This window comes from Actinomycetota bacterium, assembly GCA_041658625.1.
Lineage (GTDB): Bacteria > Actinomycetota > JAHEXW01 > JAHEXW01 > JAHEXW01 > JBAZZW01.
Genome location: JBAZZW010000002.1, coordinates 491584 through 505969, shown reverse-complemented (window position 1 = coordinate 505969; position 14386 = coordinate 491584). Strand labels below are relative to the sequence as shown.

Below are 14386 nucleotides of genomic sequence, written 5' to 3'. Positions count from 1 at the left end.
TAGTCGCTCAAGTACTTGCTAATTACTAACCACTAATTACTAACAACTGCGCTGATTTGCGGCGCTGGCACCTTGAAAACTGCATAGTGGCAATAAGAAAGCCGAAATTAAGACTCTCGTTCAAGTTACTAAGAGCACACGGTGGATGCCTTGGCATCAGAAGCCGATGAAGGACGTGGTAAGCTGCGATAAGCTCCGGGGAGGCGCAAACAACCTTTGATCCGGAGATTTCCGAATGGGGAAACCCAGCCCGAGTCATGTCGGGTTACCCCGGTCCCAATACATAAGACCGGGGGGACAACCAGGTGAACTGAAACATCTCACTAGCCTGAGGAAGAGAAAGAAACCTCGATTTCCTGAGTAGTGGCGAGCGAAAGGGAAAGAGCCCAAACTTACCGGATGTCAAGACCGCAGTCGTTGTCCGGTGAGGGTTGTAGGAGCCGTCTTGTTCCGCCTGCGGGCGGGGCGGGGAGTTACAAAATTCAAGTATAGTCGAAGCGGGTGGAAACTCGCGCCGCAGAAGGTAATAGCCCTGTAGACGAAATGCTTGGATCTCTCTTGACGGCCACCTGAGTACGGCGGGACACGTGAAACCCTGCCGGAATCCACGGAGACCACTCCGTAAGGCTAAATACTCTCTGATGACCGATAGTGAAACAGTACCGTGAGGGAAAGGTGAAAAGTCCCCCGGGAGGGGAGTGAAATAGTACCTGAAACCGTGTGCTTACAAACAGTCAGAGCCTTGTCCGTTAGGACAGGGTGATGGCGTGCCTTTTGTAGAATGAGCCGGCGAGTTACGTTGCGTAGCGAGGTTAAGCCGTTTGGCGGAGCCGTAGCGAAAGCGAGTTTGAATAGAGCGAATTAGTTGCGTGATGTAAACCCGAAACCGAGTGATCTATCCATGGCCAGGCTGAAGTTCCGGTAATACGGAATGGAGGGCCGAACCCACTAGGGTTGAAAACCTAGGGGATGAGCTGTGGATCGGAGTGAAAGGCTAATCAAACTCGGAGATAGCTGGTTCTCCCCGAAATAGCTTTAGGGCTAGCCTCGGGTGTTCTGTCATGGGGGTAGAGCACTGATTGAGCTAGGGGCCTTCACCGGTTACCAAACTCAGTCAAACTCCGAATACCATGACATCACAGCCCGGGAGTCAGACAGTGGGGGATAAGCTCCATTGTCAAGAGGGAAACAGCCCAGACCGCCAGCTAAGGTCCCTAAATATATGCTAAGTGGTAAAGGATGTGGAAGTACTCAAACAGCCAGGAGGTTGGCTTAGAAGCAGCCACCCTTTAAAGAAAGCGTAATAGCTCACTGGTCGAGCGCTTCCGCGCCGAAAATTAACGGGGCTCAAGCATATTACCGAAGCTGCGGATGTCCATTTATGGGCGTGGTAGGGGAGCATTCCCGGCGGAGCGAAGTCGTCCTGTAAGGGACGGTGGACCGCCGGGAAGAGAGAATGCCGGCATGAGTAGCGCGTGATGGGTGAGAATCCCATCCACCGAATGTCTAAGGTTTCCTGGGGAAGGCTGATCCGCCCAGGGTTAGTCGGGACCTAAGCCGAGGCCGACAGGCGTAGGCGATGGACGACAGGTTGATATTCCTGTACCGTTGCGATGCATGTTCCTTCGGGAACGCACCGATGGGGTGACGCAGGAGGGTAGGTCAAGCGCGGCGTTGGTTGTCCGCGTACAAGCGCGTAGGGGGAGGAGATAGGTAAATCCGTTTCCTCATTCAACCCCGAGACGTTATGTGGAGCCGTTTTAGGCGAAGTGATTGATCCCACGCTGCCAAGAAAAACCTCTAGGGAGTAGCGTAACGCCCGTACTAAAACCGACACAGGTAGACAGGTAGAGAATACCAAGGTGGACGAGAGAACCCTCGTTAAGGAACTCGGCACATTACCCCCGTAACTTCGGGAGAAGGGGGGCCCCAGTAGCGTGATATCCCTGCGGGTGGAGCGCGAAGGGGTCGCAGTGATCAGGCCCAAGCGACTGTTTACTAAAAACACAGGTCTCTGCTAAGTCGTAAGACGATGTATAGGGGCTGACGCCTGCCCGGTGCTGGAAGGTTACGAGGAGAGGTTAGCTGACTTCGTGTCGGCGAAGCTTTGAATCTAAGCCCCAGTAAACGGCGGCCGTAACTATAACGGTCCTAAGGTAGATTTTGCTGCCCCCCATATTGGTAACAATATGGTGAGCATCCGGCCATATGCTGGAAAATCCGAGAATCTTGAGCTACTAATCAAACAGTGGTATTATACGAACACATGTTTGGTAGTGACAATGCTTCAAGTGCGGACAATCAGCAGGAAAGGCTTATGAGGGTCGGCTGGGTTGTTGGTTTTGTGGATGGAGAAGGATGTTTCTCCATCGGCTTTACAAAACAAGACGATCGATTCAGAAGAAAAGGTTATAGAACCGGATTTCAAGTAGGTCATGAATTCGCGGTAACACAAGGCGCAAGGAGCGCGTGTGTTCTGCATGAGCTGCAAAGGTTCTTCGAAGTCGGTCAGGTCGTTGTGAACCGTCGATACGACAATCACAAAGAACATCTCTACAGATACGTTGTGCGCAGCAGAAAGGATCTGTTGAACGTTATTATTCCGTTCTTCAGAGAAAACCGGATGCTGACAGCTAAACAACAGGATTTTGAGAAGTTTGCTGATTGCGTAGAACTGGTTGAACAAGGACACCATCTGACAAAGGCAGGGCTAATCGATATAGCACTGATAACCGAGACAATGAATCGTCAAAAATCCAGACAAGACCTTATAAGAATCCTCAGAGACCATACGCCGGATATCCTTTAATAAGTAAAGGATAATGATATGGTCCCGTCTGCATGGCGACATGCAGGGATAGCCCCTGAGGAAAGGCTATCCGCTTAACAGACAATGCGTCTATGTTAAGTAAGATTTCAAGCGAAATTCCTTGTCGGGTGAGCAATTGCCCGTACCAGCTTATATCGGTGAAACCCTACTCTGATGTGCAGTCAGAGAGGGCAATACCGAGGGAAGGTTTAAATACCGCCTGTAACGACTGATCCTTTAAGGAGAGATAGCAGTTAGTGGCGCAATGCCAAATCTATAGCTGCTATAATACGCTGGCATCTCGCAAGAGATGAAGATATAGTCTGCGCCTCTGGTAACAGAGGAATAAAGTGAAGTTCCGACCTGCACGAATGGCGTAACGATTTGGGCACTGTCTCAACGAGGGACTCGGCGAAATTGTATTACCGGTAAAGATGCCGGTTACCCGCAACAGGACGGAAAGACCCCGTGAACCTTTACTGCAGCTTGATATTGGATTTTGATGCGTTTTGTGTAGGATAGGTGGGAGACTTTGAAGCCCGGACGCTAGTTCGGGTGGAGTCAACCTTGAAATACCACCCTGGACGTTTTGAAACCCTAACTCCGAGCCGTGATCCGGCCGGGAGACAGTGTCAGGTGGGCAGTTTGACTGGGGCGGTCGCCTCCTAAAAAGTAACGGAGGCGCGCAAAGGTTCCCTCAGTACGATTGGAAACCGTACGAAGAGTGTAATGGCATAAGGGAGCCTGACTGTAAGACTTACAAGTCGAGCAGGTACGAAAGTAGGCCATAGTGATCCGGCGGCTACATGTGGAAGTGCCGTCGCTCAACGGATAAAAGGTACTCCGGGGATAACAGGCTTATCTCCCCTAAGAGTTCATATCGACGGGGAGGTTTGGCACCTCGATGTCGGCTCATCGCATCCTGGGGCTGGAGTAGGTCCCAAGGGTTGGGCTGTTCGCCCATTAAAGCGGTACGCGAGCTGGGTTTAGAACGTCGTGAGACAGTAAGTGACCGTTGCTGTCTATAAATCTGGCTAAATGCTGGAAAATCTGAGAATCTTGAGCTACTCACCAAGCAATGGTATAATACGAACACATGTTTGGTAGTGAAAATGCTTCAAGTGCAGACAATCAGCAGGAAAGGCTAGGTCCGTATCTCGCGGGTTATGTTGACGGAGAAGGTAGTTTTCACGTTGGTATCCAGAGAAGCAGAAATGTCAGCCTCGGATATCAGCTGGTTCCTGAGTTTCACGTAAGTCAGAACTCCGACAGAACGCAAGTTCTGAAGATTTTAAAGGATACTCTGGGTTGCGGATATATCAAACCCAATCACAGATCCAGTCGTTATGACAAGACGGACGTGTTTGTGGTTAGGAACCGGGAAGACCTTCTTAGAAGAGTGATTCCTTTCTTCGAAAGCAATCAGATTATTTCTTCGAAGCGCGATGATTTCAAGAAGTTTTCGATTATCGTCGCCGCGATGGATAAAGGATTGCACTTAAGAAAGAAGGGATTTCTCGATCTGACGAAAATCGCCTTCTCAATGAATGGAGAAGGCAAATATCGCAGGTTCGACATAAGCGAGATAGAAAGGGATCTAGAATCCTCAGAGACTATACGCCAGAGTCCGGAAAATCCGGACAAGATATAGTCCGAACTGCATGGCGACATGCAGAGCTTGGCAGAAATGACCAAGCCCTTCTAGAAACGCAGAAGGTAACAAAATTGTCGGTCCCTATCCGTTGCGGGCGTAGGAGATTTGAGGAGAGCTGTTCCTAGTACGAGAGGACCGGAATGGACTGACCGCTGGTGTGCCAGTTGTCCCGCCAGGGGCACTGCTGGTTAGCTACGTCGGGATTGGATAAGCGCTGAAAGCATCTAAGTGCGAAGCCAACTCCAAGATGAGATCTCCCATCCAGAAATGGAGTAAGACCCCTTGTAGAACACAAGGTTGATAGGCCGGAGGTGTAAGTCCAGTAATGGATTGAGCCGACCGGTACTAATCGGTCGAGGACTTGATTTTGAGTCTTTCGGTTTTTGGACGGCCACTATGCAGCTTTGAAGGTGTTACGCCTGCAGGCGTAACAGTAGTTAGTGGTTGGTATTTAGTAGTTAAAGAAGTCTTAACTAACAACCAACGACTAATTACTAACAACTAAATACTTGTTTTTCCCCGTGACCATGCCGGAGGGGCCACACCTCTTCCCATTCCGAACAGAGAAGTTAAGCCCTCTAGGGACGATGGTACTATGTGGGCGACTGCATGGGAGAGTAGTAAGTTGCGGGGGCTAATTTGAAAAGGCTTCGACTATCAAGGTCGGGGCCTTTTTCTATTAAAGCGACTCGCAGGCCGCTCGCGGCCCACCATCGTTAGTGCTTTGGGGTCAGGACTCTCGCATAAGAAAAAAGTCCTGACCCCGGTTCGCATTCGGCGAGCGAACATTGCTCTCCGCTCGGCCGGTGCGACCTGCCTACCTGCTCGATCTTATTATTCCTCTCCCCGTCGGGGAGAGGATGAAAGGTGAGGGGGCCAAACCTTTGTCGGGGTCAGCTAAAAGAATAATCCACCCCGTTCGAAGTATCCCACCCATTTATTTACTCGACGAATACGTCGCTCTGACCAGGAATTGTCCAATTAATTGGACAATGGAACAATCAGTTGACCATTAAAAAGTTTTTCGGTAGTCCAATTAAATGGACTACCGAATATGGGCTGATGAAACGCAAAGGTTTTGGATTTTGGGCGTGCGGTGCGCGATAGGGCTAAAATATGGGAATGAATTTCATCGGTATTGTTATAGCTATTTTTGCTCTTGTCGCAATCGGGCTCGGGCATGTTTGGGTGCCGGCGGTCTATAAATCTCTTGGTCTTAGGAGCTGGATTCTTGCCCTAATCGCGGGATTGGCGCTCGCCGGCGCGTCGCTCTTATTCTCAAACGTCTTTATTTCATCTACATTAGCGGTATTTGCGGCAAGTTTCCTTTGGGGCATTAAAGAGCTTTTCGAAATGGACAAGAAGAAAAGGCGAGGATGACGCTCTCCTGGTTGCCTCTGGGCTAGGTTTCTGTTTTCGCGAGCGGCACCTATGTTTCTTCTCGACTCGCTCCGCTCGCTCGAAGAGCATTGGATTGGTACTCGAGGGAGAGGGAAATCTCTACTGAGTACTCGTGGGTTTGAGAGTGCGATAATGGATATGTTTTCAAGGAATAGAAAGGAGTATATGCAATGTTGTATATGGTGATTCATAAGCATAGGGGAGCGGAGTGTCCGATTGATGACCCGTCTCCCGTTGAGAAGATAGCGTCCGACGAGCATGCCGCGGCATGCGGAGTAAAGGTGCTTGGCAGGTATGTCGCGCCGCCGGAACATAGACTTTTCTTCGTCCTGGAAGCGGATGAATACGAGAAGATCATCATGTTCCTGCATCCTATGGCAAAGATCGGCACCCACAGGATTCACCCGGTAGCGGACTTAAGAGAGGTAAACGACATGCTGAAGAGGCAGGCGTAATCCTTTTAGATAAATGGGCAGAGAGCCGGTAACGACAAAATGAGAAGGAGGGGATATGTTGAACATACGCAACTTATGGATGTACATGTTGGCCGGGTTGATCTTTTTTGACAATGTTTCAATAGGCTATCTTTGGTATGGAGGACCGCCTTCCTGGGTTAACACTGCGCGAGTCGTCTTCACGATTGCCTTTATAGCAGCGATGACGGTAAGACTACTAATTCTATGGTCAGATAGAAAGAAAGAGAAGAGTGCGACTGGATAGACAGTAGTAATTCATGAAGGCTTTAATAAAGGGCTGTGTCCGATAAGGGCGCGGCTCTTTTTTATTCGGACGACAGTAGCTGTGATTCTTCGGGTTCGGCTTCCAGGTTGAGGCCGCGGTCGAGCAGGCGGATGAACGCGTCGACGACCAGCGGGTCGAACTGGGTGCCGCTGCCTTTCTTGAGCTCCTCGAGGGCGGTCTGCGCGGACAAAGCGGCGCGGTATGGCCGTTCGCTCGTCATCGCTTCATAGGAGTCGGCTACGATCAGGATGCGCGCGCCGATATGAATATCGTCGTAAGAAAGTTTGTTCGGATATCCGCCACCGCTATAGCGCTCGTGGTGCTGGAAGACGATGGGAACGATCTCCCACGGGAAGTTTATCGGGGCGAGAATCTTGGCGCCGATCTTGGGATGCCCGCGGACCGTCTCCATTTCATCCAATGTGAGCTTGCCGGGCTTCATGAGGATTTGGTCGGAGATGCCTATCTTTCCGACGTCGTGCAGATAAGCCGCGGTTTCCACGCCTTCGATGTCGCTTTCCGGAAGTTTCAACTCACGGGCGATGGCGACGGCGTACTTGGCGACGCGCGTCGAATGGCCCCGGGTGTAATGGTCTTTAGCGTCAACGGCCTCGGCCAGCGCCCGAACGGTAGCGATGTATGATTCCCTGAGGTTGTCAATCAAGAGTCGGTTTTCGATGTAGGCGGCCGCCTGAGACGCCATGGTCATCGTGAAGTTCCTGTCCTCGTCGGCAAACGGCGGCTTGGTGTCGCTGCGGCCCAGGTTGATAACGCCCAGCATAGAATCGTGAGTTTTTAAGGGGACGCTCAACAGCGACGATGATTTGGTCGCGGTCAGGAGGTCGCGAATCTTCTTATCGGGATCCTGCATGGTGAGCAGACGCGATTTGTCCTCGGCGACCGTTCCCGCCGCGACGCAGATTTTCTGCAAGGCGATCTTGGTGTCATGGTCTATCCGCTTAGTCTTCTTGTTGTGCCAGGTGTAAGAGCCGGTCGCGATGTCGAGGCTGAATTTGTTTAACAGGCTGGCCGGGATGTTGTAGCCGGCCGCCAGCGTCATAGCGGTTCCGGATTCGTCCAGCATGAGCAGGTTGCCGCAGTCGGCGTTGACGGCTTTGCTGGCATTTTGGATGATCAATTCGTAGAGGTTGTCAAGCGAGTAGATATTACGCGTGCTAACGCTCGTTTCGTATAGAACGGACAGCTCAAGAAGTCGTTTGCGCAAGTTTGCGGTATATCGCTGCAAACTCTCGGTCATTTTATTGAAGCTCTGGGCAAGCTCACCGACCTCGTCCGTTACGCCAGGATATACCGCTCTCGGGGTGAGGTCGCCTCGCGACACCTTTTTCGCGATGTTGGACAGGTCGCGCAGCGGATTGGCTATTCCCCGGCTGATAAAGAAACCGAGCGTGGTTATAAGGATCAGCATCAGCGCCGACATGAGGAAAACCGTGCCTTTAATAATGTTCTGCATGCGTATCGTTTCGTCCATCGGCATCAATATGGTAAAGAAGGCGGCCGGCTCGCCGCTTAGAATAAGAGTCCCGTGGTCGATCATGTAGAAATGACCGAGCATGTCGGTGACCTCTGGCGCTTTTCCGCCGATTTGAACGTCGCTGCTGATCGCGCCGGCGAAGCCTTGCTTATGGCAACCGCCGGTAGAACAACCGGCTTGCCAGTTGTCGCGCCGCGTGGTGGCTATCAAGGCTTCGTCTCTGAACAAGGAAATATCCTGGCCGGCGATTTGCTTGATGCGGTCAAGAAACGCCGGGGTGGCGTCGTAACCTATGAGAACGTAACCGGCGCGGCCGTTAGCGTCTTTAATAGGCGCGACGGCCGTCAGGGTGCGCCCGGTCGGCGTATCGATAAGTTGGGCCATGTTCACGTCGACCGCGGCGTTCTTTATGAGTTGAAGGCTGTTAAGATTCGTTCCTTCGCCGTACGGACCGCTGCTGTTAAGAACCACTATACCGTCGGCGTTTAGAATCTCGTAGAAATCCGTGTCGAAGGTGACGGTATGCGGCAAAGCAAGCTGTCGTATTTCTTGGATGTCGTTTTTACGGAGACTCAGCGCGAGCCCAGTGGAATTGGCCAGGGCGCGGGCGTAGGTTTTTATCTGTTGTTCGTATAGGTTAAATGTTTTACTGGTAGCCGACGTGGCCGCGATAATCTGATCCCGGGCCGCGTTATCCATAAGGTTCGTCGCCCACACCGCGATGCTGTAACCGCCAAGAATCGATATCAGGACGGCCATCCCGATATACGGGACGATAATCTTGCTGGAGATATTAACGTTGTATGAGGCCTGCTTGATCCTGGCCCAGAGACTATTTGACAGAGGCATATCCCTTCGCATCCATGGCCTTAGTACCCTCTGCACTGTGGACCCACTCGACGAAAGACCTAGTGGCGGAGGTTGGATTCTTCTTTAATACTATGCCCAACGGCCTGACGATTTTATACAGCCCGCTGTGAATGTTCAGAACGGAAGGTTGCACGTCATCGAGACTTAAAACGTTTACATCCAGGTTGTCCGAAACAATAGCCCCCAGAGACAAATAGCCTATGCTGTCGGGGGTTGTTGTCAGCGCTTTGATAAGGTCGGTTTCAAGAAACATAACGCTCGCCGATGGTAAAACGACTGTGTCGCCAAGCAAGTATTTTCGCAGGATCACCTTAGCTGATTCATCCTCGGCACGGTCCAGCACGACTATACTGGCATCGGGTCCGCCAAGGTCCTTCCAGTTGACGACCTCTCCGCTATAGATTTGTCTCAGCTGTTCCGTCGTTATGGTCTTGATTTTCATGTCCTTGTGCGTGGCGATGGCCAGTCCGTCGTTGGAGAGAACGATATACTCCAGGCCGAGCGCGATTTCCTCCGGCGTAAGGTCGCGGGAAACGGCGCCGATGTCGAGTGTTCCGTTAGCGGCGCCCTGGATGCCTGCGCCGGAGTGAGCGCTTGGTAAATACAGGAATCTGATTTCGGGATGTTTCTTGGCGTATTGGGTCGTCAGGATTTTTAGCATCGGCAGGCAGGTGGAAGAGCCGGTGATGCGAATTGTCTGCGGCGTGCTGACTTGAGTCTGCTTGGTCCCGTTCTGACTGCATCCTGTTAGCGCGGAGGCAAAGAAAACGGCTAACAAAACGGTAGGAAGAACGAGCCATAATACCGGGGAACGATTTTTGTGCATTGTCAACTCCTTGGTAAACCGACAGGTTCTAAGAGATCAGCGCCGCGCTGGTCGCGTAGCCAGGAATCGATCATGTCTTTCTTGAAGCGCCAGCGGTTGCCGACCTTATACGCAGGCAACCGGCCGTCCTTGGCCATTTTGTAAACGGTTTGTTCATGAAGCCGCAGGTATTTTGCCAGCTCGTTCACGGTCATGATTGTTGGGCGTTCTTCGCGCATATGACCACCTCGCCTTTATCCGGACTTAAGGGCGTTTACGTTTAATTCAATTCATTTAAGCACATATACGAATTCTATCTTTTCAACAGTGAAAAGTCAATAATTTACAGATAGCGGTGATTTGAGTGCCGGCGGGTGATGCGGTATGATAACCTGGCTTATGGCGAGAAAGGGTTCCTTTAGCACGGGGGGAAGAAGCATGGTTGAGAAGACAGCCGGCTGCGGTTGTCCGGAAATCCGCGATGAGGAATGGGATTTAGCCGAGCGCGAGTGGCCCTCCACCGCGTATTACAGCAAAAGACTGTGGATGTTTTTCCATATTCCTATCGGGCAATCGAATAAGATAGCTAAGGTCCGCCGCGAACTGGACGACAAGGGGTTGGCGGAAGCCGATCCGTCGCAGGTTCTCGTCAAGGACGGCTTGTTCGTTGGCGCCGTGCTGGTCGCGGTTACCGGCGAAGACGTGTCCGGCCCGGGTATAAAGACGATCGGTCCGTCTAAGGTTGTCACCAAGGTCTCCAGGGGAAGCAAGAAAGATTTGAAGGCGGCCGTCTCAGGATTGCTTAGCTATACTCGATCGAAACTTGGCGCTCACCCGAGCGCCGTTTACTTCTGGCAGGTGGATTGTGACCGTTGCCGAGAGCCTGGGATTGACCACGTTGTCGTCCTGGCAGAAATATAGGACAATGCCGCCTACACGATTTGTCGTTATTTCCTTAGCCCTTTCGGTCGTCGGCGCCGCGGCGGCCGGTTGCGCGCTTTTCCCGTCAACAAGCTTGACCGATTTAGACATTCCCGCTGTTGCGGGCACAGAGTACACAGTCTATCAGAACCCGGTTGACGAATCGGTCAGCGTCTCCTTTACGAAAGACGGTCCGTGGGATTTTACGGAAGGGCCTACTGGAATAAATGTAAAGAGCAGGCTGGTAAAGAAGACGGCCGCGGCCGCGTATAAAAAGTTCGTCGAGGCGAAATACGCGGAAAAGGTACTGCCGTCGGCGTTTACCAACGACTTCACTACATATAATTTTGCCGCGATAACCCAGTCTTCATTAAACTCATACGGACAAAGCGTCACACCTGGTCCCGACGGACCTATGGTAAAGACCTACGACAAGCCCGAGAGACTGCTTAAGTTTCCCGTAAATGTCGGCGACGAGTGGACTGATACGATAACCACTACCGAGCAGCCGCCGGTGGTTTTCGAGCTAAACCGAAAGGTTGTCGCGCGCGGACAGGTAAAGGTGCCGGCGGGATCCTTTTTCAATTGTTTCATGGTCAGGTTGATAAGAACAGCTAAGACGACTGACGAAACGCAACCTACGCGGACCATAATGTATTTCTGGTGGGCGCCTGATGTTGGCTTAGTGGCCGCGGTCGGCAGCCAACCGGATGAAACGGAGATGTTCTTCCGACAAGCGGATTATATTATCAGGCTGAAGAGCTACAAAATCGGGGAATGAGGGAAGAAGGGAAGAGTGTATTTAAAATCACTCATGATGAAAGGATTCAAGTCGTTCGCGGGCAAGACAGACTTGACCTTTGAACCGGGAACCACCGTCATAGTCGGGCCGAACGGCAGCGGTAAGAGCAATATCGTCGACGCTTTTCTCTGGGTAACCGGCGAGCAGAGCGCCCGATCGCTTCGGAGTTCGAAAATGCAAGACGTTATCTTTGCCGGATCGGCCGGAAAATCCCCGATGGGCATGGCGGAAGTGACCTTGAATTTTGACAATTCCACCAGGGTGTTTCCGATCGACTATAACGAGGTCTCCTTTACCAGAAGGTTGTACCGGTCGGGAGAGAGCGAGTATAACCTGAATGGCAGTCAATGCCGGCTCGCGGATTTGACCGAACTTCTGACTCAAACGAATATGGGGCGGGAGATGTACAGCATTGTCGGGCAAGGCCGTTTAGACACGATCTTAAACAGCCGTCCTGACGAGCGGCGCGTCCTCATCGAAGAAGCTGCCGGGCTGGCCAAATACAAACGGCGTAAAGAGAAAGCGCTGCGGAAGTTGGTCGCCACCGAACGTAATCTGGTCCGCGTTAACGATATTCTGGCGGAGATCCGGCGGCAGCTAAAACCGCTGGAGACTCAGGCCAAGATGGCCAAGGATCACAAGAAGCTGGTCGACGAGCTGCGGGCGGCGGAGGTCGAGTATATTGTCGCCGAGCTAAGGGGTCTGAACGAACAAAAGACGGCGCTCAAGAAGGAAACGGCCAGAGTCGGCAAGGAATTATCCACAATCATTGAACAAGCCGCGGCAGGCTCGAAGGCGCTCGCGTTGCTGGAAAAAGACCTTGCGGGTCTGAGCGAAGCGACAGAGTCATTAAAAGAACGACGCTATAAGCTGACCGCCGACAGGGAAAGGCTGACCGGTAGGATAAACCTGCTGAGGGAGAAAGAGGCCAACGCCAAATTGGTCGGCGAGGCGTTCGTCGACGAACTGTCCGGCTTAACCGACGAACTCTCGGCGGTAAACGAAGAAACCAAGAATCTTATGGTTGCTATCGGGCGCCTGGAGAAAGCGATAGCCGACGCGGGAACGTCCAATAAAGCGCTCGATCCAGCCGACTTAAAAGCCAAAGCGGACGGCATCGGCGCGCGTCTGGACGTCATCGCGGCTCGTATCGAAACTGAGGAATCGTTCCTGCCGGCCAAGCGCCAAGGCGTGAAGAAAGCAGTCTGGCCGGCCGGAATAAAGGGCTTTCTGAGTGACCAGGTGGCTGTGAAGCCAGGCTATGAGACGGCGGTCGAAGCTTTGTTGGGCGCCAGGATCTCGGCGGTTGTCGGGAAAGACGCCGGCGCCGCGACCAAGCTAATCGGCTCGGGCGCCGAGTGGCCGGCTGTTATTATCGGGACGCTTCTCTCGCCTCCGCCGGCCGCGGCCGGGAAGCCGCCCTCCGGCGTAACGAGACTGACTGACATTGTGGAGAACATAGGACTGGAAGATAATGTCTACCAATCGCTTTTTGCCGCCTCCTATTTAGTCGATTCGCTGGCGACGGCTCTTAAGCACTCGGAGGACAAGGCGTTTGCCGGGGCAAGTTTCGCGACGAACACTGGGGAGACGCTGGCGAGGGGTACGGCCTCGCAGAAACCGGCGGGAACCGACGCGCTGGCCAGACAGCGGCGCTTGGCCGATCTAAAGAAACAGGCGGACATGCTGGAAGCGGAGAAGGCCAAGATCCTGAAAGCGCTGACACAAGCCGAGACGGAGACCGCTGAATTCGCGTCAAGGCTGAAGCCGATGCAAGACGAACTGGTTGGCAAACGGGCGCGATTACAGGTGTTGTTCGAGAGGGAGAGGCTGCTCAAGGACCGTCTGGCAGCGGCAGGAGCCAAAGGTGACAAACCCGCGGGATCGGCTAAATTTGATGCCGGGGACTTAAAAAAAGAAGCGGTTCGGCTGAGAGAAGCCAGAGAGTTGGCGGAACGCCTGCAATCACTGATAGACAAATATGAGAGCGCGACCGCGGCCAAACTGGACTCAAAGAGAGAGAAGGAAGGGGCGAAGCGCGAGGGAATAAGAGCCGCCCAAATCAGCCTGGCCGAACTGGAGAAGAAGAAAGCTTTGGTTGAGCGCGACGCGCACCGGGAAGAAATATCTGAAGCTCAACTTGAGCCAAAGCTATCTGCTCTGAAGGACCAACTGGAACAGGAATTCGGCTTGGGAGAAGGGGAAGCGGTCAAGGCTTATCCCACCCCCCGGCCGCGCGACGAACTAGCCGGGAGAATGCGAGAAATCAGAGTCATGATCGAGTATATGGGACCAGTAAATCCGATTGCCGCCGAGGAGTTTGAAGAGACTCAGAAACGGCAAGAACACCTTGAAGCCCAAACAAAAGACTTGCGGCGAAGCGAGCGGTCGCTCCATAAAGTCATCGGCCTTTTAGACAAACAAATGGGAGCGAAGTTCATGGAGATTTTCGAACAGGTAAACGAATCGTTCCAGGACGTTTTCCTGTACATGTTCCCCGACGGCAAAGCCCAGCTTCTCCTAACGGAGCCCGACGATCCTCTGGCCACGGGTGTAGAGATAGAGGCTCAGCCGAGCGGCCGGAGGCTAAAGAAGGTCTCGCTTCTATCGGGAGGCGAGAGCGCGATGACCGCGTTAGCCCTTTTGTTCGCGCTTTTCCAGATTAATCCGGCCCCTTTCTATATTTTAGACGAAGCCGACGTCGCGCTGGACGACGTCAACCTGCAACGTTTTGTCGCCCTTATCAGACGTTATAAAGAAAAAGCCCAGTTTCTGGTTGTCACCCACCAGCGGCGCGCAATGGATGTGGCCGATATCCTATATGGTGTGACCATGCAGAAAGACGGGGTGTCCCGCGTTCTGTCGCAGAAGCTCGTGGAGGCTTGAGG

At 52.6% G+C, this 14386-nt stretch carries 8 protein-coding genes and 2 rRNA genes; 7 read left to right on the top strand and 3 right to left on the bottom strand.

Annotated features, from left to right (window positions below):
* Window positions 1–118: 118 nt before the first annotated feature.
* From WC891_07465 to WC891_07450, 4 genes are all read left to right on the top strand, one after another.
* Window positions 119–4832, top strand: a 23S ribosomal RNA gene (locus WC891_07465).
* A 148-nt stretch (window positions 4833–4980) separates the two neighbouring features.
* A 5S ribosomal RNA gene (gene rrf, locus WC891_07460) occupies window positions 4981–5097 on the top strand.
* Between the two features lie 488 nt (window positions 5098–5585).
* Window positions 5586–5843: a DUF4491 family protein gene (locus WC891_07455; GenBank protein ID MFA5867778.1), complete on the top strand. Its 258-nt coding sequence runs from the start codon at window positions 5586–5588 to the stop codon at window positions 5841–5843.
* A gap of 191 nt (window positions 5844–6034) precedes the next feature.
* Window positions 6035–6319, top strand: coding sequence for a DUF3303 family protein (locus tag WC891_07450; protein MFA5867777.1), 285 nt, complete (start codon window positions 6035–6037; stop codon window positions 6317–6319).
* A 326-nt stretch (window positions 6320–6645) separates the two neighbouring features.
* Here WC891_07450 and WC891_07445 read toward each other — a convergent pair whose 3' ends face one another.
* Genes WC891_07445 through WC891_07435 form a run of 3 tightly spaced genes read right to left on the bottom strand, consistent with a single transcriptional unit; the run spans window position 6646 to window position 10014 of the window.
* Window positions 6646–8949, bottom strand: coding sequence for an HD domain-containing phosphohydrolase (locus WC891_07445; GenBank protein ID MFA5867776.1), 2304 nt, complete (start codon window positions 8947–8949; stop codon window positions 6646–6648).
* The gene (locus WC891_07440) at window positions 8933–9796 is read right to left on the bottom strand and encodes a phosphate ABC transporter substrate-binding protein (protein ID MFA5867775.1); all 864 of its coding nucleotides are present in this window, start codon (window positions 9794–9796) and stop codon (window positions 8933–8935) included. Before WC891_07440 ends, WC891_07445 begins: the two co-directional genes overlap by 17 nt.
* A 2-nt stretch (window positions 9797–9798) precedes the next feature.
* Entirely contained in the window at window positions 9799–10014 is a 216-nt protein-coding gene (locus WC891_07435; protein MFA5867774.1) for a helix-turn-helix domain-containing protein, read from the bottom strand.
* Window positions 10015–10213: 199 nt separating this feature from the next.
* Between WC891_07435 and WC891_07430 the strand changes: the two genes are divergently transcribed.
* The 3 genes from WC891_07430 to WC891_07420 are packed head-to-tail and all read left to right on the top strand — an operon-like array spanning window position 10214 to window position 14384.
* Complete coding sequence (locus WC891_07430) at window positions 10214–10696, top strand: hydrolase (GenBank protein MFA5867773.1); 483 nt, start codon at window positions 10214–10216, stop codon at window positions 10694–10696.
* Window positions 10641–11477, top strand: a complete 837-nt coding sequence (locus tag WC891_07425; protein MFA5867772.1) for a hypothetical protein — start codon at window positions 10641–10643, stop codon at window positions 11475–11477. The genes WC891_07430 and WC891_07425 overlap by 56 nt, the downstream gene beginning before the upstream one ends.
* A 15-nt stretch (window positions 11478–11492) precedes the next feature.
* Window positions 11493–14384, top strand: coding sequence for an AAA family ATPase (locus WC891_07420; GenBank protein ID MFA5867771.1), 2892 nt, complete (start codon window positions 11493–11495; stop codon window positions 14382–14384).
* Window positions 14385–14386 lie beyond the last annotated feature (2 nt).